Raw genomic sequence first — 23,362 nt, 5'->3', positions numbered from 1 at the left:
TGCGATACGTATTAGTGTCCAGACTCCTGTCCAGAAACCTCCGGAGAAGCCGTGAACACCGACATTCCCGCCACCGTCCCGGTCGCTGAGATCGACACCTGGTCCGACGAGGTCGACGTCGTGGTGATCGGCTTCGGCATCTCCGGCGGCTGCGCCGCCGTGACCGCCGCCGCCGCGGGCGCCAGCGTGCTGGTGCTCGAACGGGCCGCCGCCGCGGGCGGCACCACTTCCATGGCCGGCGGGCACTTCTACCTCGGCGGCGGCACGGCTGTGCAGCAGGCCACCGGACATTTCGACACCCCCGACGAAATGTACAAATACCTCGTCGCGGTTTCGCGCGAACCCGACCTGGCGAAGATCCGCGCCTACTGCGACGGCAGCGTCGAACATTTCAACTGGCTCGAGAACCTGGGCTTCCAGTTCGAGCGCACCTACTATCCCGGCAAGGTGGTCGTACCGCCGGGCACCGAGGGACTGTCCTACACCGGCAACGAGAAGGTCTGGCCGTTCTGCGAGCAGGCCACTCCGGCGCCACGCGGTCATTCGGTGCCGGTGCCCGGCGAACTGGGCGGCGCGGCCATGGTGATCGACCTGTTGCTCAAACGTGCCGGAGATCTGGGCGTGCAGTTCCGCTACGAGACCGCCGCGACCAATCTAGTGGTAGAAGGCCCGGCCGACGAGGGCCGGGTGGTCGGCGTCGCATGGAAGCACTTCACCGAAACCGGTGCGGTGAAAGCGAATTCGGTGATCATCGCGGCCGGCGGCTTCGCGATGAACCCCGACATGGTGGCGGAGTACACGCCCGCGCTCGGCCAGGAACGAAAGACCAAGCACCACGGCATGGTGGCGCCCTACATCCTGGGCAACCCGAACGACGACGGCCTGGGTATCCGGATGGGCGTGTCGGCCGGCGGCGTGGCCACCAATATGGACCACCTGTTCATCACCGCCGCCGCCTACCCGCCGGAAATCCTGCTCACCGGTGTGATCGTCAACAAGAACGGCCAGCGGTTCGTCGCCGAGGACTCCTATCACTCGCGCACCTCGGCGTTCGTCCTCGAGCAACCCGAGCAGACCGCGTACCTGATCGTCGACGAGGCACACACCGAGATGCCGGAGATGCCGTTGATCAAATTCCTCGACGGCTATGAAACCATCGCGGAAATGGAAGCCGCCCTTGGCATTCCGGCCGGCAACCTGGCCGCCACGCTGGAGCGCTACAACGCGAACGCCGCGGCGGGCGAGGATCCCGACTTCCACAAGCAGCCCGACTACCTCGCGGCGCAGGACCACGGACCGTGGGCGGTGTTCGACCTGTCCCTGGGCCGGGCGATGTACTCCGGGTTCACCATGGGCGGTCTGGCGGTGTCGATCGACGGTGAGGTCCTGCGCGCCGACCAAAGCCCGGTGCCCGGTCTGTACGCGGTGGGCGCCTGCGCATCGAACATCGCTGAGGACGGCAAGAGCTACGCCAGCGGAACCCAGCTCGGCGAGGGGTCGTTCTTCGGCCGGCGCGCCGGAGCGCACGCGGCGGGCTAGACGGGAACCGGTTCGAGCCCGTCGACCGGGCCGAGTTGCCAGGACCCGTCGCCCCGCAGCTTCAGCTCCTGGGTGCAGTGATCGGCCACGGTGGCCCGGTGGGCGACGCTGACCATGATCGTATTCGGCAGCCGGTCGCGCACCATCCGGTAGAGCATCGTCTCCAATCCGGCGTCGAGCGCCGATGATGCCTCGTCGAGGAACACGACCTTCGGTTTGGTCAACAGGATGCGGGCGAACGCGACGCGCTGCTGCTCACCGGGGGAGAGCACCTTCGCCCAGTCGGCGACCTCGTCGAGCCGACCCGCCAGATGCGGCAACGCGACGTCGGTCAGCATTGCGGTCAGTTCGTCGTCGGGGATGTCGCCCGGTTCACTCGGATAGGACAACACGGCCCGCAGGTCGCCGAGCGGGACATAGGGGAGCTGCGACAGGAACATCGTTTCGTTGGGGCCCGCCGGGCAGTGCAGCGTGCCACTGGTGTACGGCCACAACTGGGCGAGGCTGCGCAACAGCGTCGTCTTCCCGGTGCCCGACTTGCCGGTGATCACCAGGGTGTCGCCGGAACTCAACCGCAGGTCGATCGGATCGATGAGCTGGGTGCCGTCCGGCTTGCGGACCTCGACGTCGTCGAGCTCGACCTGACCCCCGACACTGGGCGTCACGGTCAGCGACGGAAGTTCGCGGCCCTCTTCGTTGGCGATCACCAATCCGTAGAGCCGGATGATCGCGGCGCGATAGCCGGCGAAGTCGTCGTAGGCGTTGCGGAAGAAGGACAGGCCGGTGAGGATCTGCCGGAATGCATCGGCGGTCTGGGACAGCGCGCCCAGCGTGATCTCACCGTTGTAGAACCGCTGGAACTGCACCAGGTACGGAATCAGTTCCTGTGCCTGCGAGATCGATACGTTCCAGCCGTAGAACCCGGTCATCCGGTTGACGTACTTCTTGTAGTTGGTGACGACGGGCGCAAAGCGACGGCGCAGCCCCGCGCGTTCGGCGACCTCGCCGCGATAGAAGGCGACTGCCTCGGACGCGTCGCGCAGCCGCACCAACGCGTACCGGAAGACGGCGTTGTACTTCTCGTTGTCGAACGACAACCGGATGATCGGCCGGCCCACCCAGAACGCGATGCCGGTCGCGAACACGATATAGACGATCCCGATCACGAACATCGCCTTCGGCAAGGTGTACCCGATGAATGGCATGGTCACCGGGCCCGACAGATTCCACAGGATCCCCGTGAACGAGATCATCGACGTGATCGCGGAGACCGCGCCGAACAGCAGTGTGGACTCCGAGGTGTTGTTGGGTTTGTTCGGCTGCGAGTTCACCCCGGCCGTGAAGATGTCGATGTCGGCCTGGATGCGCTGATCGGGATTGTCGATGGTGTCGTCGATGAACCGCGACCGATAGAACGCCTTGCCGTCCAGCCAGTTTCCGGTGAGTTGGTCGGTCAGCCACGCACGCCAGCGCAGCATGAAGCGTTGCGCGAAATAGAGGTCGATCATCAACTGCGCGACGTTGAGCGTCGCGAGGATCGCGAAGATTCCCAACGACATCCAGAAGCCCCGCCCACCGGATTGCCGGACCGCCTCATCACCGCCCAGACCCGAGGCGATGACCTGGAAACTGGTGGACATGTCGTTGCCCTGGTAGCTGAACAGCACCGACAGCCGGACACCGATGATGACGGACAACAACAGGCCGGCCAGCCAGAGCCACACGATGACACTGTCCCGGCCGACGAAGTAGCCGCGGGTGATGTACCAGAACTGCCGGCCCCATTCGGTGAATCGCGCGATGAGAGCCAGCGCCACCAGCGTGGCGACGGCCGCTACGGCCCAGGCCTTGGCGATCCACAACAACGAGCTGACCAGCGCAGTGCCCCAGTCCAGGGACGGCGTGAACATATCCACCCGGGCAACCTACCGTGATGGCCTGGATGAAGCCCGCGCAACTCAGAAGGGCGGCGGGGCCAGGCCCCGTCAGCCGCGCATGATCTCGGCCAGCGCGAGCCGATCCATCCAGCGCTGCTCGATGGGCCGGCGGGTCTCCGGGTCGACCAGCGAGGGATACGAGGTCAGATCGGTGAACTGCAGCCGGCCGGACTGGAAGCCGACCATCGCACTGGCCCGACCGCCGGCCTCGAGCTGCTCGGAGAGGAACTCGACGCAGCGGGCCGTCAGGCTGGTGGCGTGGATGCGGTCGAACGGTGACGGATCGCCGCCCTCCTGGATGTGACCGAGGATGGCCTGGCGGGCGTCGAACAGGTCGCCGCCCTCCTTCTCGAACAGTGCCGTGATGAACCCGGTGTTGTAGACCGGGTCGGCCCCCTCGCTGCGGATGATCAGGCCGAGACGTTCGCCGGACCGGAATCCGGAAGCGAGCTCCGCGATGTCGGCCGTGAGACTGTCGAGCGTGATCCCGGTCTCGGGCATGTAGATTCGCTCGGCGCCGGACGCCAGCCCACTCAGCAACCCGAGGTACCCGCAGTCGCGGCCCATCACCTCGACGACGAATACCCGCCGGGTGGCCACGGCGGACTGCCGGATCTTGTCGACGTCGGCGACGATGCTGTTCAGGGCGGTGTCGCTACCGATGCTCAACTCGGTTGCGGGGACGTCGTTGTTGATCGTCATCGGCATGCACGCGATGGGGATATCGAGGGCCGAGAACGAGTCGCGCGCCTTGTGCAGCACGTACGCCGACTGGTAACCGACCCGGCCGCCGGCGACGATCAACCCGTCGATGCGGTGGGCGGTGATCTGCTTGGCGATCTGTTCGATGGCCGCACCGCTGGGGATGTAGCGGTTGGTGCCGATCTCGGCCCCGCCGTCGGAGACCCAGCCGCTGACGTCCATCCAGCCCAGTTCCTGGACCTCGCCGTCGCGCAGCCCGCGGAAACCGTTCTTGATCGCCAGCACCGTGTAGCCGCGGTCCAGACCGAGTCGCACCGCGGCCCGCACCGCATTGTTCATGCCCGGCGCCAGTCCGCCGGCGTGCACGATCCCGATCCGGAACCGGCGCCGGCCCGGCGCGGTCGGCCGGGGTGCGGCCTGCTGGATGGTCTGCAGGATCTTGTAGGACTGCCGGAAACTGCCGCCGCGCAACAACATTGCGCCCTCGAAGTCATGGGCCCTGACCCGTTCGGCCACGGCATGGGTCTGCTCGACGCATTCCACCAGGGGGGAGGCCACCACCCGGTTGCCGCGCAGCCCGATCAGCTGCGCCGGGGCGTCGGGCGGATCCTCGAGCAGGCGTTCCACCGCGGCGTGACCCACCAGGGTGGCCAGGTAGCGGTCGAACGCGCTCGGGGCGCCGCCGCGCTGCACGTGACCGAGGATGGTGATCCGGGTGTCCTCGCCGAGTTCGCTCTCGAGCAGTCCCTTGACCTGTTCGGCGGTGATCGGGTTGCCGTCGATGTCGTGGGCGCCCTCGGCCACCACCACGACGCTCTGGCGCCGGCCGCCCTCCCGGCCGGCCCGGATGTCGTGGCACATCTTCTCGGGCCAGTCGGGCCCCGGCGGATTCTCGGGAATCAGGACCCAGTTGGCGGCGGTGGCCAGCGAGGCCATGACCGCCAGGTAGCCGCAGTGCCGCCCCATCACCTCGATGACGAACGAGCGCTGATGGCTGGACGCGGTGCTGCGCAGCGCGTCCATCGCCTCGACGATGCGGTGCAGTGCGGTGTCGGCGCCGATGGTCATGTCGGTGCCGGACATGTCGTTGTCGATGGATCCGACCAGCCCGACGATCCGCAGCACCGGATACTCCGCGGCCGCCTCGGCGGTGATCTCGCCGGATTCGACCAGCTCGGCCAGGAGCCCAGCCCACTCTTCGCGGAACACGTTGGCGCCGGTGAGGCTGCCGTCACCACCGATGACCACCAGGGCGTCGATACCGCGGTCCACCATGTTGCGGGCGGCTTTCAGGCGGCCCTCGCGGGTACGGAACTCCTTGGACCGCGCGGTGCCGATGGCGGTGCCGCCCTTGTGCAGGATCCCGTCGGCGTCGGTGCGCTCCATCCGGCGGATCAGGTCGCCGCCACCGACGAGACCGAGGTAACCCTCGTGGATCGCGTACACGTCGATGTTGTGGTGCAACGCGGTCCGGATGACCGCGCGCACTGCCGGATTCATCCCGGGGGCGTCGCCACCGCTGGTGAGGACACCGATGCTGGAGGGCCGCGAAGGGGCTTCCGTCATGACGGCAGTGTAGGGGGAGCGTCGGCCTCTGGCGTGCCGAGCGCACAGATCGTTCACCACCGGTGCACGGGGCATACTGCGGGGTGTCGGGGATTCGTCCAGGAGGTCATCGGAATGCCATTCATCACCACCGACGACGGCGTCGACATCTACTTCAAGGACTGGGGATCGGGCCCTCCGATCGTCTTCCACCACGGTTGGCCCCTGTCATCGGACGACTGGGATGCGCAATTGATGTTCTTCCTCGGGCACGGTTACCGGGTGGTGGCCCACGACCGGCGCGGCCACGGCCGCTCCGAGCAGGTTGCCGACGGTCATGACATGGACCACTACGCCGACGACGTTGCCGCCGTGGTGCAGCACCTGGACCTGCGCGGCGCGGTGCATGTCGGGCACTCCACCGGCGGCGGCGAGGTGGTGCACTACCTGGCCCGACACGGCGAGGACCGCGCGGTCAAAGCGGCACTGATCGCCGCGGTGCCGCCGCTGATGGTGCAGACCGAGGCGAACCCGGGCGGCACCCCGAAGGCGGTGTTCGACGATTTCCAGAATCAGGTGGCCAGCAATCGGGCGGCGTTCTACCGCGCGGTACCCGAGGGCCCGTTCTACGGCTACAACCGCGCCGGGGCCGAGCCGAACGAGGGCGTCATCGCCAACTGGTGGCGGCAGGGCATGATGGGCGGTGCGAAGGCGCACTATGACGGCGTCGTGGCGTTCTCGCAGACGGACTTCACCGCGGACCTGCGCGCACTCCAGCTACCGGTGCTGGTGATGCACGGCGACGACGACCAGGTGGTGCCCTACGCCGACTCCGGACCGCTGTCGGCCGAGCTGCTGGCCAACGGCATCCTGAAGACGTACGCGGGGTATCCGCACGGCATGCCCACCACGCACGCCGACGTCATCAACGCCGACCTGCTCGAATTCATCCGCTCATGAGTGCCGAACCGTCCGCGGGCGAACTGATCGACGCGCGGATCGCCGAGCTGGGGGACTGGCGCGGTGACATGCTGGCCCGGGTCCGGAAGGTCATCCGGGCGGCCGACCCCGACGTGGTGGAGGCGTGGAAGTGGCGTGGCGTGCCGGTGTGGGAGCGCGACGGGATCATCTGCACCGGCGGAGGCCGACGGGACGTCGAGAAGTGGCAGCGAAGCTGACGTTCGCCAAGGACGCCGCGCTGCCGGATCCGGCCGGACTGTTCAATGCGAGCCTGGCCGGAAACACCCGGCGCGCCATCGACATTCGCGAAGGCGATGCGCTCGACGAGCGGGCCCTGGGTGCACTGATCAAGGCCGCCATCGACCTGACCGAGACCAAACGGAGGTAGGCTGCGGACGTGGTTCTCATCAAACTTGCCAAGACGTTCGTGGCCGCCGTCGCGGTGGCCGGTGGACTCGCGGGTGCGTCGGCCGTGGGCGCACCGGTGGTCCATGCTGCCCCGGCTCCGCCGCCGGCCCCCGAGGTACCGCCGACCTGGGCGCCGCGCAAGCCGGCCGAGACGTGGCTGGGACAGCCGGTGGTGTGGTGGTCCGGGGATCCGACGCCGGGCGGGCACTGGGGCGTCTGGATCAATGGCGGCTTCCTGAATCTGACCTGAAACAGGTTGCAGGACAGTTGAATCGGAATGACCATGGACCTCGGTCGGTCCGCGGAGTAAATTGACAACGATTGATTTCACTCTGCGGGAGGAACATCGATGGTCGGCAACGGTTCATCCACGGCAGAGGCAAGGCTCGAGGATCTGCCGGAACTGCGTCGCTACCTGACGTCGCTGCCCGTCGCCGAACGGACAACAGCCACCGACACCGTGACCTCGCTGGACGCCGCCGACCTGCTCAGCCTGGGCGTCAGCGAACCGCAGCACGCCGAACACGACTACCGCGTCGAGCAGGTCGAGGGCACCATCCCCGACGAACTGCGCGGCACCCTGTACCGCAACGGCCCGGGACGCTGGGAGGACCACACCGGACGCCCGCTGCGGCATCTGTTCGACGGCGACGGCATGCTGTCGGCCTTCCGGATCGATGACGACGGTGTGCAGTTCCGGAACCGCTATGTGCGCACCCGGCATTTCCTGGGCAAGGCCGGCACCCGGCACCTGGGCACTTCCGCGGCCGGCGGGGTGTCGAGGAACATCGGCCGCCCGCCTCCGAATCTGGCCAATACCAACGTCGTTGCGCACGCCGGACATCTCTACGCGCTGTGGGAGGGCGGCCCGCCGCACGAGATCGACCCCGAGACCCTGGAGACGCTCGGGGTGCGCCGGTTCGGCGGGCAGTTGCGGTGGATGGGCGCGTACTCGGCGCACCCGAGCGGGTGCCCACGCACCGGCGCCATGTTCAATTTCGGCGTCGAACTCTTCCCGCGGCCGCATCTGCGGATCTACCGCACCGACCGGCGCGGTACCCTGCGGCATTTCCGCTCGGCACCCATGCCCTATGCCGCCATGGTGCATGACTTCGCGATCACGGAGCGCTACCTGGTGTTCGTCATCTCACCGATCATCCCCAGGGCGCTGCCGGTGGCGCTGGGCGTCGAGGCGATCGGCGATTCGATGCGGTACCGCCCGGAACGCGGCAGTTGCATCATCCTGGTCCCACGGGACGGCGGGCGAATCCGCCGGATCGAGACGGACGCCGTCCTGCAGTTCCACCTCAGCAATGCCCATGACGACGGCAGCGACGTCGTCATCGACGTCATCACGTATCAGAGTGGAGCGCTGCTCGCGCGGCTGGCACGGTTTCATACCAGCATGCTCGACGACGCACCGTCGCAGTTCACCCGGTTCCGGGTGACCAGCTCGGGCCGGGTGCTCCGGGAACCGCTCAGCGACAGCACCTGCGAGTTCCCGCGGCATCACCCGAACTACGAGGGGCGGCCGCATCGGTACGCGTACTACAACACGCGCCGACGGCTGCGGGCGTTCTACGATTCGGTGACCAAGCTCGATCTGACCGACAATATCGAAACCACTTACACAGCAACAGGTTCGGGGAACAGTTTCTGCGAACCGGTGTTCACCCCGCGGCCAGGCGGCTCGGCCGAGGACGACGGCTGGCTGCTCACCGTCGAATACCGGGCCCAGAGCCACACGTCTCGCCTGGTGATCCTGGACGCCGCCGATCTCGAGCGGGGCCCCGTTGCCACTGCCGAACTGACCCACCACATTCCACAGGGATTCCACGGCAATTTCAGCCCCGTCCACTGATGCGGTCACGCCGCGCGCAACTGCTGGCCGCGGCCGGCGTACTGATCGCCGTGTTGATCGCGGTGGCGCTCTGGCCGCGGGCGCACCAGAGCCCGACCGGAACCGGCTCGGATGCCGGCGGCGCGACGTGTGCGCTCGCGGACCTGCCTCCCGAAGCCGCCGACACCGTCCGACTGATCCATGCGGGTGGCCCGTTTCCCTATCCGCGCAATGACGGCGTGGTCTTCGGGAATCGTGAGGGGCATCTGCCTCAGCAGCACAAGGGGTACTACCGCGAATACACGGTGGTGACCCCCGGCGCCGCCAACCGCGCGACCCGCCGCATCATCACCGGCGGCAACCCGCCGACCGACCCGCCGCAGTACTTCTACACCGGCGACCATTACGACTCGTTCTGCGAGATCTCCGGCGCGCAGGGGGCACGTTGATAACGCCGGTCACCTATCGTCTCGATGGGCGAAAGATCAAGTCGCCCATCGACTTCTATACCGAGGTCGGCCGTGCCGTCAACGGTCCGGGGGGATACTTCGGCCGGAATCTGGATGCGCTGGCCGACTGTCTGCGCGGCGGCTACGGCACCCCGGACGATCGGCCCTTCCTGTTCGTCTGGCGGCACAGCGACGAATCACAGCAGAGCCTGGCCGGGTTCACCGGTGCCGGCGAGCCGTTCTTCGACGCCGTGGTGGATGTCTTCGACGACACCGGGGTCGAACTCAAACTGCGCTGATCGGACTATTCGACATCCAACCGGATCCAGCCCGATTCATCGGTCCGGACGCGGTACGTCGGTACGCCGGGTCCGTCGAACGCGATCTCGTCCCCGGTATCCAGGTCAAAGGTGTAGTTGTGCAACGGACACACGGCCACCATGTCGTCGATGAGCGCATCCGCCAGCGGGCCACCCCGGTGCGGGCAGATTGCGCCGAGCGCGCGCAGCGAGTTGTCGCGACGCCGGAAGACCGCCACCTGGAAGCCGTTCACGGCGAACGCGCGACCTTCCCCGCAGGGAATGTCGTCGATGTGACCCAGGGTGTGCTCGCTCACCTGACCGGCACCAGCGGCAGTGGGATCAGCGGCAACGACGACCGGAACTGACCGGGTGAGGCCGGTTCCTTCCCGTCGAGCCACGGGTCCCGGTAGGCGTCCACGGACCGCTGCATGTTCGCATCCAGTTCTGCGGCAATACCTTCGGCGTCGTCGACCACCACGGACCGGATGCGGTCGATTCCGTAGCGGGGCACCCAGGTGTAGGTGCGTTCCAGCCATTTGGCGTTCTCGCGGTAGTACTGCAGGAACCGGCCGGTCAGGGTGATCACCTCCTGCGGGGAGTCCACGGTGGCCAGCAGATCGCCCTTGCGGATGTGCGCGCCGGCAGCGCCACCCACATAGATCTCCCACTTCCCACCGTCCACCGCGACCACACCCAGGTCCTTGCACAGTGCCTCGGCGCAGTTCCGGGGGCAGCCGGTGACCGCGAGCTTCATCTTCGCCGGCCCGGCGATGCCCTGGAAGCGGGTTTCGATCTCGATGCCGAGCGCGGTCGAGTCACCCACACCGAATCGGCAGAAGTCGCTTCCCACACAGGTTTTCACGGTGCGGAAACTCTTGCCGTAGGCGTAGCCGGAGGGCATGTCCAGGTCGGCCCAGATGGCCGGCAGGTCCTCCTTGCGCACCCCGAGCAGGTCGATGCGCTGCCCACCGGTGAGCTTGATCATGGGAACCTCGTACTTCTCCGCGACATCGGCGATGCGGCGCAGCTGCTCGACGCTGGTGACACCACCCTTCATCTGCGGGACCACCGAGAAGGTGCCATCGCGCTGGATGTTGGCGTGCACCCGGTCGTTGATGAACCGCTCGGCGCGCTCGTCGACGAAATCCGGACCCCACATCATCTCCAGCAGCGACGAGAGCCCCATCTTGGAGTTCGCGTCCTCCTTGCCGTCGGGTGCCAGTGCGGCGAACACCGATCGCACCGAGTGCAGCTTCAACTCCCGGATCAGGCGCATCAGTTCGGGCTTCTCGTACGGGATCGCCGGCACGTACCAGTTGGCCGACGGGTCCTCGGTGACGGCGCCGCCGGCCGCCCAGGCCACCAGTTGGCCGACGAGTCCCTTGCACGAGCCGCAGCCCTTGCCGGCGCGGGTGGCGGCCATGACACCGCCCACCGAGGTGGTGCCCCCGTTGACGCAGTCCACGATCGTCTTCTTGGCCACGCCGTTGCAGTTGCAGACCTGGGCGTCGTCGGAGAGCTCGGCCACTCCGGTCTCGGCGTCGGGCGTGCCGATGTCGAACATCAGTGCCACCCGCTCGTCGGGCAGCGGTGTGCCCTGATCGAAGGCCTGCATCAGGAACGACACCTTGCTGACGTCGCCGACCAGGGTGGCGCCGATCAGCCGGTTGTCCCGGACCACCGCCGTCTTGTAGACGCCCCGCTTGGGCTCGTAGAACTGGACGTACTCGTCGTCCTCGTGCTCGGGGTGCTTGACACCCATCTGGGCGACGTCGACCCCGGCCACCTTCAGTTTGGTGGAGGTCCGCGAACCGCGGTACGCGGAGCTGACGTCGGCGCCGGTGATGTGGTCGGCCAGCACCTTGGCCTGCTCCCACAGCGGGGCCACCAGCCCATACACCTGACCGCGGTGCTGCACGCACTCACCGACGACGTAGATGTCGTCATCGTCGATGGAGCGCATGTGGTCGTCGGCGACGATGGCGCGCTCGACGGTGAGGCCGGCGGCCTGAGCCAGCCCGACGTTGGGGCGGATGCCGGTGGACAGCACCAGCATGTCGCAGTCGACGGCGGTGCCGTCGGCGAAGCCGATGCCGGTGACGTTGTGTTCGGCGTCGGAGTGGATCGACGTGGTGCGCTTGCCCATCAAGACCTCGATCCCCAGGTTCTCGATCGCCCGGCGCAGCACCGCGCCGCCGGTCTCGTCGAGTTGGGCGTTCATCAGGATCGGTCCGGAGTGCACCACCGTCGATCTCAACCCGCGGTTCTGCAGGCCCCGGGCGGCTTCCAGGCCGAGCAGACCGCCGCCGACCACGGCCACGTGACGGTGACCGTCGGCGTACTCGATCATCGCGGCGGTGTCGTCGAGCGTGCGGAACCCGAAGACCCCGGAGACCAGAGTCTTGTTGTCCACCCACAGGCCGTCGATCGGCGGGAAGAAAGCACGGCTGCCGGTGGCGATGATGAGTTTGTCGTAGCCCACGATGGAGCCGTCATCGGCGAACACCGTCTTGGCGTAGCTGTCGATGCGCACCACGCGCACCCCGGCCCGCAGGTCGATCCCGTTGTCCCGGTACCAGTCAACGGTATTCAGATAGATGGCGTCCGGGGTCTCGGACCCCGCCAACACGTTCGACAACTGGATGCGGTTGTAGTTGCCGTACGGTTCGTCACCGAAGACGGTAATGCTGAACTGGTCGCCGCCGCCGCGGCCGAGTATTTCCTCGACGGTGCGCCCACCGGCCATTCCGTTGCCGATCACCACGAGCCTGCTGTCGGGCATCAGAATTCCACCAGTCCCAGATCGATGATCACGGTCCCCGCGGCACCCTCCGGTGCGGTGAGGGCGAGTCCCAGCTCGGCGCCCTCGCGGAAGTCCTCCACGAGGCGCAGCGCGACGTGGGTGCCGGCGCGGGCGCCGATGGCGAAGTAGCGCACCGGTTTCCCGTCATGCATCAGCGCTACCGTGATCAGTTCGTCGCTGCTGTTGCCGCCGCGGAAGTAGACGGCCTGGATGGTCGACCCGGCCGGGACCGTCAGCGACAGGGAGTCGTCGATGACGGACAGTGTGTCGAAGCCGACCCCCTCGAACGGAAAACGGCCCTGCAGGAAGCGGGGCGTGCTGGCATCACTCATGTCGGTTCTCCTTCGGTCGCCGGCGGATGCGGTCAGTACACATCACGGACATAGCGCTTCTCCGCGGCGAGCGCTTTGACGTACGCCTCTGCGCTGGCCCCGGACAACTTGCCGTGCCGGGCGACGATGAGCTTCAACGCCGCATCGACATCCCGTGCCATCCCGCCCTTGTCGCCGCACACGTACACGTTGGCTCCCTCGTTCAGCCAACGCCACAGCTGCGCGCCGTGTTCGAGCATCCGGTGTTGCACATACACTTTGGCGTCCTGATCCCGGGAGAAGGCGAGGTCCAACTGGGTGAGCAGGCCGTCGGCGTGGAACTGTTCGAACTCCTCGCGGTAATAGAAGTCGGTGGCCGCGTGCTGCTCGCCGAAGAACAACCAGTTGCTGCCGGTGTGGCCCAGCGCGCGTCTTTCGTGCAGGAAGCCACGGAAGGGGGCGATGCCGGTGCCGGGGCCGATCATGATCATCGGCGTTCCGGAATCGCCGGGCGGCTTGAACGAGGCCGAGCGCTGTACCCAGATCCCGACGGGTTCGTCGCCGGCCCGGTCGGCCAGATAGCTCGAACACACTCCGTGCCGTGGGACCCCGCGGTGGTCGTATCGCACGGTGGAGACCGTGAGCTGGACCTCCCGCGGGTTCTCCTTGGGGCTCGACGAGATCGAATATTGTCTGGGCACAAGCGGTTCGAGCACCGAGAGCCAGTCCTCCAGCGATGCCGAGACCGGGTAGTCGGTGAGCACGTCGAGCGACTGGCGTCCCCAGATCCAGGTCTCGAATGCGGCGCGGTTGGCGGGATCCAGCAGCCCGGCCAGATCGGCCCCCGCGTGCCGGGTGTTGACCAGGTCGAGCAGCGCCGGCGTGATCCTGGCGATCTCCAGACGTTCGTGCAGCGCGTGGTGCAGCGACACCGTCTGACCGCCGACGTTGACGGTCTGATCGCCGTCGAGGCCGGTGCGATCGAGGAACTGCGCGACATAGGCCGGATCGTTGCGCGGCCACACCCCGAGCGCATCTCCGGCCTCGTAATCCAGCGTGCCTTCCGGCAATTCGAAACCGAGTTGACGCACGTCCTTGCTGGAACCGGAACCGCTGAGACGGGTATTGCGAACAATTCTGGCCCGCAACGGATTACGCCGACCATAGGAAATCTCTTCGGCGACCGCCGGGGCCGGCTTCGTGGCGGCCGGCACCGGATCCCGCAGTACGGCCGACACTGTGGACAGCCAGCTGTCCGCCGATTTCCGGAAGTCGGGTGCGCAGTCGACACGATCGGCGATACGGTGCGCCCCGAGTTCACCGAGCCGGTCGTCGAGTTTGCGGCCGAAGCCGCAGAATTCGTCGTAGCTGGGGTCGCCGAACGCCAGCACCGAATAGCGCAGCCCGGCCAGATTGGGCGCGTCAGTGGAGTTGAGTTGCTCCCAGAGGGCGGTGGCGTTGTCCGGCGGATCGCCGTCCCCGGTGGTGCTGGTGACGATCAGAACGGTGCCGCCGGCGGTCAGCGCCGCCATGCCGGCGCTGTCGAGGGTGCGGGCCCGCGAGGCCACCCCGGACGCACGCAGGGCTTCCGCCACCACGGGGGCGTAGTCCTCCACGGTGCCGGTCTGCGATGCCCACAGCACCTCCACGGTGGGGGAGCCGGGCGCTTGCGATTCCGGTGCACCGGTCCGCGAGAAGTGGCCGGCGAGTACGCCGTTGACCCAGATCCGGACGTCCGCGGCCAACGGCGCGTCGGCAGGCAGGACCGGGACGCCCGTGACGGTGCCGGCACTTGTCAGCCCGCTGAGGAATCCGGCCAGGTAACGTTCGGCGACCGGATCCAGCTCCGGTGCCCGCGGCGGCGCGGCGAGTCCCAGCGCCCCCGCCAGGCCCGTGCCGGACTCGACCGGTGCGGGTGCGGACGGTCCGGCCGAGCGCACCTTCGTCAGCGTCACCGCGCAGGCCTTGAACTCCGGCTGCAGTGAGTCGGGGTCCACGGCGTCGTTGGTGACGGCGTTGATCGCCAGACCGTCCCCGAACATGTCGCTCCAGTGGAACGGCGCGAAGAGGTTTCCGGCGCGGACCCGATCGGTCACCACCGCGGGTAGCGTCGCGTCCCCGCGGCGGGACGAAACCAGCACCGAATCACCCTCGTGGACATCGAGTTTCGCCGCATCGTCCGGATGGATCTCCAGGAACGGGTTCGGGTTGAGCTTGTTCAGCTTGGCCACCCGGCCGGTCTTGGTCATGGTGTGCCACTGGTGCGGCAGCCGACCGGTGTTGAGCAGCAACGGATACTCGCCGTCGGGCATCTCGGCGGGTGGCAGATGCGGCCGGGCATGAAATACTGCACGCCCACTGGCGGTCGGGAACACCAGTGCCGGTTCGGTACCGTCCGGACGGACCAGTTTGATCTGGCTGCGCCCGTCGTTGAGGTAGCGCAGCGGATGCCGGTCGGCGTCGTCACCGGGCGGGCAGGGCCATTGCAGCGGGGTGGTGCGCAGCCGGGCGTACGACGCGCCGCGCAGGTCCCAGCCCGTCCGCGGATTCCAGAACTGGACGAGCTCGTCGAAGATCTGCTCCGACGAGGTGTAGCCGAACGCCTCGGGATAGCCCATCTCGGCGGCCACCCGGGCGATCAGCTGCCAGTCCGGCAGCGCGTCGCCGGGCGACGGCAGGGCCGGTTCGAACAGGGTGAGGTTGCGTTCGGAATTGACCATCACGCCGGAGGACTCGGTCCACAGCGCGGCGGGCAGTGCCACGTCGGCGTACCGCAGGGTCTCGTTGTCGGTGAAGACGTCCTGTGCCACCACCAGTTCGCAACGTTGCAGCGCCTCGATCACGGTGGCCCGGTTGGCCACGCTGGCAACGGGATTGGTGCAGATTATCCAGCAGGCCTTGATCTCGCCGGCGGCCATCCGCTCGAACATGTCGATGGTTCCGGAGCCGACGTCGGGCCGGATGCTGCCGCGGGGCAGCGCCCACATGTCCTCGACGAACGCACGGTCGGGTGGTGCGGTCACCGTACGCTGGCCGGGTAGGCCGGGCCCCATGTAGCCCATCTCGCGTCCGCCCATCGCGTTGGGCTGGCCGGTCAGCGAGAAGGGTCCGCTGCCGATGCGGCAGATCGCGCCGGTGGCCAGGTGCAGGTTGCACAGCGCGTTGGTGTTCCAGGTGCCGTGGGTGCTCTGGTTGAGACCCATTGTCCAGCAACTCATCCAGTCGTCGGCCTCGGCGATCCAGCCCGCCACCCGGTGCAGGTCCGCGGAGGCGATCCCGGTGATCCGCTCGACCTCGGCCGGGGCGTAGTCGACCAGGAACTCGCTCAGTTCGTCGAATCCCTCGGTGTATTCGGCGATGAACTTGTGGTCCACGGCGTCGTCCCGGACCAGCAGATGCAACAGCCCGTTGAGGAACGCTAGGTCGGTACCGGGTGCGATCTGCAGGTGCAGGTCGGCCTTCGCGGCGGTGGCCGTGCGGCGCGGGTCGACGACGACGAGCTTGGCACCGGCCTTGACGCGCTCCATCATTCGCAGGAACAAGATCGGGTGGCAGTCGGCCATGTTGGCGCCGATCACCAGGAACAGGTCGGCGTGATCGAAGTCCTGGTACGACCCGGGTGGACCGTCGGCCCCCAGGGACTGCTTGTATCCGGTGCCGGCGCTGGCCATGCACAGCCGGGAATTGGACTCGATGTGCACGGTCCGCAGGTAGCCCTTGGCCAGCTTGGTGGCCAGATACTGGGCCTCGAGCGACATCTGCCCGGAGACGTAGAGGGCCACCGAATCCGGCCCGTGTTCCTCGGCGATCTCCCGGAACCGGCGTGCGGTGTGGGTGATCACCTCATCGAGATCGGCGGACTCACGGTCGGCGGCGCGGTCCGTGCGCATCGAGGCCTTGTCCATCCGGCCGGGCGCCCGCAACATGTCGACGGTCGTGGAGCCCTTGGTGCACAACCGGCCGAAGTTGGTCGGGTGGTCCGGCCGGCCGGTCGACTTGGTGATCACCGGCAGACCCCCTCCGGCCGGCGGTTCGACCTGCACGACCATGCCGCAACCGACTCCGCAGTATGCGCAGAGGGTGTTCACCTCGGTTGCCGGGGACATCATCGAATGGGTCAGCCCACGCTCAGCCGAGGCAGCACCGCCGGCCGGGCGGCGTGCACCCGGGCCACGATCAGCTCGGCGATGCGCGGGTCGGCACCCAATGGGGCGGCCACCCCGTCGGCGCCGCACTGGCCGAGCCGGGTGTGGAACAGGCCGGGCGCCAACAGGTATGACGCGACGAACACCCGAGCTCCCCGCCGGCGCCGGCGCAGCGCGCGGACGACATCGGTCACCCGCGGACGCGCGGTGGCCACGTAGCCGACGGCAACCTCATCGCCGATGACCGCGCCGAGGTTGGCGGCGGCCGTTTCGACGTCGGCCAGTGCCCACCGGTCCGACGAGCCGGCCGCGGCCAGTACCACCGAATCGCCGGGCCGCCAGCCGCAGTCGCGGAGCCGGTCGTGCATCACCGCGGCCAGGACGGGGTCGGGTCCGAGGTTGTCGCAGACGGTGACGTGCGGATGGCCGCTGGCCGCGACGTGGTGGGGGATGTCGGCGCGGACGTGATAACCCGAAGCCAGGAAGGCCGGTATCAGCAGCGCCGGGCCGTCGATCTCGCGCAACAACTCGCTGGGCGACGGTCCGAGCACGTCGACGAACGCGACCCGGGTGGGCCCGATGTGTTCCCGAACCGATTCGGCAAGCCGGGCAACGGTATTCACGCCGTGCGGGGAGCGTGTCCCGTGGGCGACCAGGACGGGCTGGAAGCGGTCAGTGGGTGGGATTCGCAGCGACATCGTCGGCGTCCTCCCCATCGTCGTATTCGAGGTCGACGGCCAAGCGGTATCCGCGCTTGACCACCGTCTGGATCATCTTCGGATCGACCAACGAGCCGCGCAGCCGGGTGACCGCCATCTCGACCGCATGGGTGTCGGTGCCGCCGCCGGGCAGCTGATCGAGCAACGACTGGCGGCTCACCACCTGGCCGGGGACCCTGTTGAGGGCCTTGAGCAGAACCAGGCTCGACGCGGACAACGTGACGGCCTGGCCGTCGATGACCGCGCCGGCGGCCCGGACGCTGAGGTCGTGCCCGCATACCCGCAGGTGTTGTGCACGCCGGGGCAGTTCCTCGGCCACCAGCCGGGCCAGCGCCCCGAGCCGGAAACGGTTGGGCTGCAACGTCGGTACGCCGAGCGCATGCAGCGGTCCGGCGGTCACGGGCCCGACGCACAGGGCGGGGGTGGTGAACCGCAGTGCGGTCAGGAACTGTTCGAGCACGCCCAGTTTGTCGGCGTGCCCGAGCATCGAGGCGACCGCGGGGGCGCTGGTGAACGTGATGGCATCGAGGTTGCCGGTGATGGCCGAATCGATCATCGCCGTCATTGCCGAGGTGTCGTCGGGGGTGACCCAGCGGTAGACCGGTATCGGGATGACGGTCGCACCCGCCTCGCGCAGCACCTCGCACAGGTCGGGCAGCGGCTCCCAGTCGGTGGTGGCGCCGTGCATCTGGACGCCCACCCGCAGACCGTCCACACCCTCGTCGAGCAGTTCGCTGATCAGTTCCGAGGAGGACTCCCCGGGCGGGGACCACTGTTCGTGCAGTCCGGCCGCGCGGATCGCCCCCTTGGCCTTGGGCCCCCGCGCCAGCAGCCGGGTGCCGGCGAGCTTCTCGACGAGGTCGTCGGCCAGACCCCAGCCGTCGGCGGCCTCGATCCAGCCACGGAACCCGATGCCCGTGGTGGCCACCACGATGTCCGGCGGATCCGCGATCACCGACTCGGTGGCGTGCCGCAGTTCCTCGTCGTCGACGAGCGGGATGATCCGGATCGCCGGGGCCTGCACCACCGCGGCGCCGCGGCGCTGCAGCAGTGCCTCGAACTCTTCGGCCCGGCGCGCCGCCGTGACACCGACCGTGAATCCGGTCAGAGGCGGCACCTGATCGGTGGGCTCCGGTGGGCTGGTCAAGCGGCGTCCACCCATCGGGCGACCTCCACGACACCGGCGCTGACCCGGACCGGGTACACCGGCAGCGCGTAGGTGTCGTCGTCCAGGCACGCCCCGGTGTCCAGGCAGTACACCTGCTTGAGCAAGGGCGAGGCGACAGTGCGTACCGCGCCGCGGCTGCCCACCAGCCCGCGTGACATCACCGCTGCCCGTCCGAACGGATCGATGTTGCCGACCGCCCGCAGATCCGGTGAGCCCGCCGGGAACCCCAGCAGGAACACCGCGACCTGCTGGTCGCCGAGCAGCGCGGCGACCCCGCGGCCGGGGGTGAGATCGGTCACCGGGCACACCGCGACCCATTCGGCGGGTTCGGCGAGCGGTGCGGTTCCGCGCGCACGGGTCCCCACGGCATTCGGCTCCGGAAAAGCGCTCTCCCCGGCCTGCGGATCGGTCTCCAGGATGGTCATGATCGCTCCTTATCGAGTGGGAAAAGCGGGCGAACCGAGCAGGACGGGGACCTTTCGTCCCGAGGAGTCGTCGAACGCGATCGTCGGATCGGGGGTGTCGGGTGCATTGACGAACGAGACGAAACGTCGCAGCTTGTCCTCGTCGTCGAGAACCGCGGCCCATTCGTCGCGGTATCCCGCGACGTGCCTGGTCATGGCCGCTTCCAGGTCGTTGGCTATCCCAAGAATGTCCTGGCAGACGATGTCCCGCAACTTTTCGAGGCCGCCGTCGAAGGCCTCCTGCCACGGCGCGGTGCGTTGCAACCGGTCCGCGGTGCGGATGTAGAGCATCAGATAGCGGTCGATGTAGCGGATCAGGGTCTCGTCATCGAGGCCCGACGCCAGCAGCTCCGCGTGCTTGGGACTCTGGCCGCCATTACCCCCGACGTAGAGGTTCCAGCCGGCATCGGTGGCGATCACTCCGACGTCCTTGCCGCGGGCCTCGGCGCATTCCCGGGCGCATCCGGACACCCCGAGCTTCAACTTGTGCGGTGAGCGCAGCCCGCGGTAGCGGCGTTCGAGGGTGACTGCCATCCCGACCGAGTCCTGCACGCCGTAGCGGCACCAGGTCGATCCGACGCAGCTCTTCACCGTTCGCAGGCTCTTGCCGTACGCGTGCCCGGACTCCATTCCGGCATCGACCAGCCGCCGCCAGATCAGGGGCAGTTCCTCGACCCGGGCGCCGAACAGGTCGATGCGCTGGCCGCCGGTGATCTTGGTATATAGCCCGAAGTCCCGCGCGATCTCCCCGATGACGATCAGCTGGTCCGGGGTGACCTCGCCGCCGGGCATCCGCGGCACCACGGAGTAGGTGCCGTTGCGCTGCAGGTTGGCCAGGAAATGGTCGTTGGTGTCCTGCAGCGCGGCCATCTCGCCGTCGAGGATGTGATCGCTGGACGTCGAGGCCAGGATGGAGGCGACCGTCGGCTTGCAGACCTCACATCCCAGGCCGGTGCCGAACCGGGTGAGCAGCTCACTGAAGCTGCGGATGCCGGTCGCGGCCACGATCGAGAACAACTCGGCGCGGCTCTGGGTGAAGTGCTCGCACAACGACTTCGAGAGTTCCACACCGGAGTCGGCCAGCAGTTTGGTGATGCTGGGCACGCAGCCGCCGCAAGTGGTTCCCGCCGTCGTGCACTTCTTGATGTCGGCGACGGTGCAGGCGCCCTCGGCGATGGCCCCGCAGATGGATCCCTTCGAAACGCCGTTGCACGAGCAGATCTCGGCGTCATCGGGCAGTTTGGCGAGTCCGGGGCCAGGCTCTCCGCCAGTTGCGATCAACGCGCTCGGGTCGGCCGGGATCTCCCGGCCCACAAGCGGTTTGAGGGTCGCGTAGGCCTCGGCGTCACCGACCAGGATGCCGCCGAGCAAGGTCCTCATGTCATCGGCGACCACGAGTTTCTTGTAGGTGCCGGCCACCGGATCGGAATGCACGATCTCGAGTGCACCGGGTGTGGCGGCCATGGCGTCGCCGAAGCTGGCGACGTCGACGCCCAGCAGCTTCAGCTTGGTCGACATGTCCGCGCCGGGGAACCGGGCATCGCTGCGCGCGAGGATCTGCTCGGCGGCGATCTCGGCCATCGTGTAGCCGGGTGCCACCAGGCCGTAGCAGCGGCCCTCGACCGCGGCCACCTCGCCGATGGCGTAGACGCCGGGTTCGCTGGTGCGACAAGCGGTGTCGACGACGACGCCACCCCGTTCGCCCACCTGCAGGCCGGCCGTCCGGGCCAGCGCGTCCTGCGGGCGGACCCCGGCCGAGAACACCACCAGCGCGGCGTCGAGCACGGTGCCGTCCGAGAGCGTCACCGCCAGCATCCCGGTGCCGGCATCGTCGGCGATGGCGGTGGTCGATACCCCGGTGTGCACCGACAGCCCCAACTCGGTGACCAGGTTGGCAAGTACCGCACCGCCACCCTCGTCGACCTGCAGCGGCATCAGGCGTGGCGCGAACTCCACGATGTGCGGCGTCATGCCCAGCAGGCGAAGGGCGTTGGCGGCCTCCAGGCCCAGCAGGCCGCCGCCCACCACCAGGCCGGGGGCGCCCGGGCCGGCCGCCTCGGCCGCCACGCGGATGGCGTCGAGATCGCCCAGCGTGCGGTAGACGAACGCCCGGGCGTTGTCAGCGCCCTCGACGGGTGGCACGAAGGGGTACGAGCCCGTCGCGAGCACCAGCGCCTCGTAGGAGATCCGATCACCGGCCGAAGTGGTGACTTCCCTTGCCGCACAGTCGATCATGGTGGCCGACTCGCCGAGGCGCAGATCCACCAGATCGTCGTCGCCGTAGTCGTTGCCGGCCAGCGCCATCGCTGCGGGATCCCATACGCCGACGTAGCTCGACAGACCCACCCGGTCGTATGCGGGCACCGGTTCCTCGCAGAGCACCACGACGTTGTGAGTGCCTGCGAGGTCCCGGGCGCGCATCTCCTGCACGAATCGGTGACCCACCATGCCGTGGCCGACGACCACGATGTTCTTGCGCGCGTTCATGGTCGTCAGGCCGGGACGGCGACGATGGTGTCGGTGGTCCGGGTGTCGTGCGTGTGCAGCACGATCTCGCGGCGGGCGTAGAACCACCATGTGACGATCCCGGCGAGGACGTAGAAGCCGAGGAACACCCAGAATGCCGCGGTGGCGGACTGGTGCGCCTTGTAACTGGAGCGCAGCACCAGGTTGATGCCGACGCCGCCCAGTGCGCCGACCGCGCCGGCGATGCCGATCAGGGCGCCCGACATCTTGCGCGACCAGATCACCTTCTCCATGGCGCTCAGACCCGCGTTCGCGCGCGCCTTGTGCTCGAAGACCGTCGGGATGATCTTGTAGACCGAGCCGTTGGCGATGCCGGAGATCAGGAACAGCACCGTGAAACCGGCGATGAACGCGGCCAGCTGTGGGGTTTCGATCTTGTGATTGGCGTGTCCGTCGGCGATCGTTCCGGCCGCCACCAGGATCGTCGCCGCGACTGTCATGGCGCCGAAGCAGATCATCGTGATCCGGCCACCGCCGAAGCGGTCGGCCAGCTTGCCCCCGTAGGGCCGCGCGATGGAACCCAGCAACGGGCCGACCCAGGCGATCTGCGCTGCTGCCAGCGCCGGGTTGACGCTCCCGGTGGACTTGAAGCTGATCTGTAGCACCTGGCTGAAGGCGAAGCTGAACCCGATGAAGGAGCCGAAGGTGCCGATGTAGAGCAACGAGATCAGCCAGGTGTCGCGGTGCCGGAGGCTGTCGACCATCGAGCGGTAGCTCGACGTCTGGTGATCCAGATTGTCCATGTAGATCGCGGCGCCGATGCCGGCGATGGTGAGCGCGAGAAGGTATACGGCGCAGACGATCTCGGGGCGATCGGCGCTCAGCCAGATCACCAGCAGACCGATCAGCTGCACCGCGGGAACGCCGATGTTCCCGCCGCCGGCATTGAGCCCCAGCGCCCAGCCCTTGTAGCGCTGCGGATAGAACGCGTTGATGTTGGTCATCGACGAGGCGAAGTTGCCGCCGCCCAGGCCCGTCAGCGCCGCGACGAACACGAACCAGCCGAATCCGAACCGGCCCGGGTTCATCATCAGCATCATCACCAGCGCGGTCGGGATCAGCAGGACGACGGCGGAGAAGATGGCCCAGTTGCGGCCGCCGAACTTGGCGGTGGCTTGCGTGTAGGGGATCCGCAGACAGCCACCGACCAGCGTCGCGGTCGCGGTGATGACGAACTTCTGGTCCAGCGAAATGCCGTATGCGGGTGACATGAACAGGACCATCACCGAGAACAGTGACCAGATCGAGAAGCCGATGTGCTCGCAGATGATCGACCAGATCAGATTGCGCCGGGCGATCCCGGCGCCACCGTTGTCCCAGGCCTCGCGGTCCTCGGGGTCCCAGCCGGTGATGTGGTGTTTGCGGGTGTAGGTATAGGCGGCCATCAGCCAGCGCTCCCGGGTTGCAGGGTCTTCTCAGGGGGCCCTCGCCGTCGTTGCCGGGGGTGATGGCCAAAACCCTAGGGCTGCGCTATTGCCGCAAGTTTTCCCTGCGTGACCCGCTCGTCACAGTCTGCTCACGTCGCGTTAAGACTCGTTGTGAGG

At 67.8% G+C, this 23,362-nt stretch carries 17 protein-coding genes and 1 pseudogene; 7 read left to right on the top strand and 11 right to left on the bottom strand.

The features are described 5' to 3' along the window. Window positions 1–51 precede the first annotated feature (51 nt). On the top strand, window positions 52–1,539 hold the full coding sequence (locus U0R18_RS02285; RefSeq protein WP_526365522.1) for an FAD-binding protein: 1,488 nt from the start codon (window positions 52–54) through the stop codon (window positions 1,537–1,539). Here the strand turns inward: U0R18_RS02285 and U0R18_RS02280 are convergent. Further along, a complete protein-coding gene (locus U0R18_RS02280) occupies window positions 1,536–3,455 on the bottom strand; it encodes an ABC transporter ATP-binding protein/permease (RefSeq protein WP_526365521.1) in 1,920 nt (639 codons plus the stop codon). The genes U0R18_RS02285 and U0R18_RS02280 overlap by 4 nt on opposite strands. A gap of 69 nt (window positions 3,456–3,524) precedes the next feature. After that, entirely contained in the window at window positions 3,525–5,744 is a 2,220-nt protein-coding gene (locus U0R18_RS02275; protein ID WP_526365519.1) for a 6-phosphofructokinase, read from the bottom strand. Between the two features lie 114 nt (window positions 5,745–5,858). Here U0R18_RS02275 and U0R18_RS02270 point away from each other — a divergent pair, with 114 nt between their 5' ends. The 6 genes and pseudogenes from U0R18_RS02270 to U0R18_RS02245 all read left to right on the top strand — a co-directional run bounded on the left by U0R18_RS02270 (window position 5,859) and on the right by U0R18_RS02245 (window position 9,679). Further along, window positions 5,859–6,683 (top strand): alpha/beta fold hydrolase, encoded by an 825-nt coding sequence (locus U0R18_RS02270; protein WP_526365517.1) that lies wholly within the window; start codon window positions 5,859–5,861, stop codon window positions 6,681–6,683. Further along, window positions 6,680–7,071 (top strand): annotated as a pseudogene (locus U0R18_RS02265) (DUF1801 domain-containing protein). The gene U0R18_RS02270 and the pseudogene U0R18_RS02265 overlap by 4 nt, the downstream one beginning before the upstream one ends. A 9-nt stretch (window positions 7,072–7,080) precedes the next feature. Next, window positions 7,081–7,341, top strand: a complete 261-nt coding sequence (locus U0R18_RS02260; protein WP_526365515.1) for a hypothetical protein — start codon at window positions 7,081–7,083, stop codon at window positions 7,339–7,341. Between the two features lie 99 nt (window positions 7,342–7,440). Further along, on the top strand, window positions 7,441–8,952 hold the full coding sequence (locus U0R18_RS02255; RefSeq protein WP_526365513.1) for a carotenoid oxygenase family protein: 1,512 nt from the start codon (window positions 7,441–7,443) through the stop codon (window positions 8,950–8,952). Next, entirely contained in the window at window positions 8,952–9,380 is a 429-nt protein-coding gene (locus U0R18_RS02250) for a guanyl-specific ribonuclease (RefSeq protein WP_526365511.1), read from the top strand. Before U0R18_RS02255 ends, U0R18_RS02250 begins: the two co-directional genes overlap by 1 nt. Continuing rightward, window positions 9,377–9,679: a barstar family protein gene (locus tag U0R18_RS02245; RefSeq protein ID WP_526365509.1), complete on the top strand. Its 303-nt coding sequence runs from the start codon at window positions 9,377–9,379 to the stop codon at window positions 9,677–9,679. The genes U0R18_RS02250 and U0R18_RS02245 overlap by 4 nt, the downstream gene beginning before the upstream one ends. Window positions 9,680–9,684: 5 nt before the next feature. On the opposite strand, the gene U0R18_RS02240 is transcribed toward U0R18_RS02245, so the two are convergent. Genes U0R18_RS02240 through U0R18_RS02200 form a run of 9 tightly spaced genes read right to left on the bottom strand, consistent with a single transcriptional unit; the run spans window position 9,685 to window position 23,203 of the window. After that, window positions 9,685–9,996, bottom strand: a complete 312-nt coding sequence (locus U0R18_RS02240) for a Rieske (2Fe-2S) protein (RefSeq protein WP_526365507.1) — start codon at window positions 9,994–9,996, stop codon at window positions 9,685–9,687. Further along, window positions 9,993–12,464, bottom strand: a complete 2,472-nt coding sequence (nirB, locus tag U0R18_RS02235; protein ID WP_526365505.1) for a nitrite reductase large subunit NirB — start codon at window positions 12,462–12,464, stop codon at window positions 9,993–9,995. Before nirB (U0R18_RS02235) ends, U0R18_RS02240 begins: the two co-directional genes overlap by 4 nt. Next, window positions 12,464–12,817 carry a molybdopterin oxidoreductase gene (locus U0R18_RS02230; RefSeq protein WP_526365503.1) on the bottom strand — a complete coding sequence of 118 codons (354 nt, stop codon included), beginning with the start codon at window positions 12,815–12,817 and terminating at the stop codon, window positions 12,464–12,466. Before U0R18_RS02230 ends, nirB (U0R18_RS02235) begins: the two co-directional genes overlap by 1 nt. Before the next feature lie 32 nt (window positions 12,818–12,849). Beyond that, window positions 12,850–16,902, bottom strand: coding sequence for a bifunctional nitrate reductase/sulfite reductase flavoprotein subunit alpha (locus U0R18_RS02225; RefSeq protein WP_526365501.1), 4,053 nt, complete (start codon window positions 16,900–16,902; stop codon window positions 12,850–12,852). An 11-nt stretch (window positions 16,903–16,913) separates the two neighbouring features. Beyond that, complete coding sequence (locus tag U0R18_RS02220; RefSeq protein WP_526365499.1) at window positions 16,914–17,639, bottom strand: sirohydrochlorin chelatase; 726 nt, start codon at window positions 17,637–17,639, stop codon at window positions 16,914–16,916. Beyond that, window positions 17,614–18,822 carry a uroporphyrinogen-III synthase gene (locus tag U0R18_RS02215; protein ID WP_526365497.1) on the bottom strand — a complete coding sequence of 403 codons (1,209 nt, stop codon included), beginning with the start codon at window positions 18,820–18,822 and terminating at the stop codon, window positions 17,614–17,616. Before U0R18_RS02215 ends, U0R18_RS02220 begins: the two co-directional genes overlap by 26 nt. After that, window positions 18,804–19,253 carry a nitrite reductase small subunit NirD gene (gene nirD, locus U0R18_RS02210; protein WP_526365495.1) on the bottom strand — a complete coding sequence of 150 codons (450 nt, stop codon included), beginning with the start codon at window positions 19,251–19,253 and terminating at the stop codon, window positions 18,804–18,806. Before nirD ends, U0R18_RS02215 begins: the two co-directional genes overlap by 19 nt. Before the next feature lie 9 nt (window positions 19,254–19,262). After that, window positions 19,263–21,779, bottom strand: coding sequence for a nitrite reductase large subunit NirB (nirB, locus tag U0R18_RS02205; protein ID WP_526365493.1), 2,517 nt, complete (start codon window positions 21,777–21,779; stop codon window positions 19,263–19,265). 5 nt (window positions 21,780–21,784) lie between these two features. Next, a complete protein-coding gene (locus tag U0R18_RS02200) occupies window positions 21,785–23,203 on the bottom strand; it encodes a nitrate/nitrite transporter (RefSeq protein ID WP_526365491.1) in 1,419 nt (472 codons plus the stop codon). Window positions 23,204–23,362 lie beyond the last annotated feature (159 nt).

This window comes from Mycobacterium sp. (genome assembly GCF_046330795.1).
GTDB lineage: Bacteria > Actinomycetota > Actinomycetes > Mycobacteriales > Mycobacteriaceae > Mycobacterium.
The sequence above is the reverse complement of the archived record's forward strand: the minus strand, read 5'-3'. Positions and strand labels throughout refer to the sequence as shown.

Bases quoted from the DNA above. Each gene is read 5' to 3' on its own strand.
- nirD (WP_526365495.1), bottom strand. From the start codon at position 19,253: ATGACCATCCTGGAGACCGATCCGCAGGCCGGGGAGAGCGCTTTTCCG.
- U0R18_RS02220 (WP_526365499.1), bottom strand. From the start codon at position 17,639: ATGTCGCTGCGAATCCCACCCACTGACCGCTTCCAGCCCGTCCTGGTC.
- U0R18_RS02275 (WP_526365519.1), bottom strand. From the start codon at position 5,744: ATGACGGAAGCCCCTTCGCGGCCCTCCAGCATCGGTGTCCTCACCAGC.
- U0R18_RS02250 (WP_526365511.1), top strand. From the start codon at position 8,952: ATGCGGTCACGCCGCGCGCAACTGCTGGCCGCGGCCGGCGTACTGATC.
- U0R18_RS02225 (WP_526365501.1), bottom strand. From the start codon at position 16,902: ATGTCCCCGGCAACCGAGGTGAACACCCTCTGCGCATACTGCGGAGTC.
- U0R18_RS02230 (WP_526365503.1), bottom strand. From the start codon at position 12,817: ATGAGTGATGCCAGCACGCCCCGCTTCCTGCAGGGCCGTTTTCCGTTC.
- U0R18_RS02270 (WP_526365517.1), top strand. From the start codon at position 5,859: ATGCCATTCATCACCACCGACGACGGCGTCGACATCTACTTCAAGGAC.
- nirB (WP_526365505.1), bottom strand. From the start codon at position 12,464: ATGCCCGACAGCAGGCTCGTGGTGATCGGCAACGGAATGGCCGGTGGG.
- U0R18_RS02215 (WP_526365497.1), bottom strand. From the start codon at position 18,822: ATGGGTGGACGCCGCTTGACCAGCCCACCGGAGCCCACCGATCAGGTG.
- U0R18_RS02200 (WP_526365491.1), bottom strand. From the start codon at position 23,203: ATGGCCGCCTATACCTACACCCGCAAACACCACATCACCGGCTGGGAC.
- U0R18_RS02255 (WP_526365513.1), top strand. From the start codon at position 7,441: ATGGTCGGCAACGGTTCATCCACGGCAGAGGCAAGGCTCGAGGATCTG.
- nirB (WP_526365493.1), bottom strand. From the start codon at position 21,779: ATGAACGCGCGCAAGAACATCGTGGTCGTCGGCCACGGCATGGTGGGT.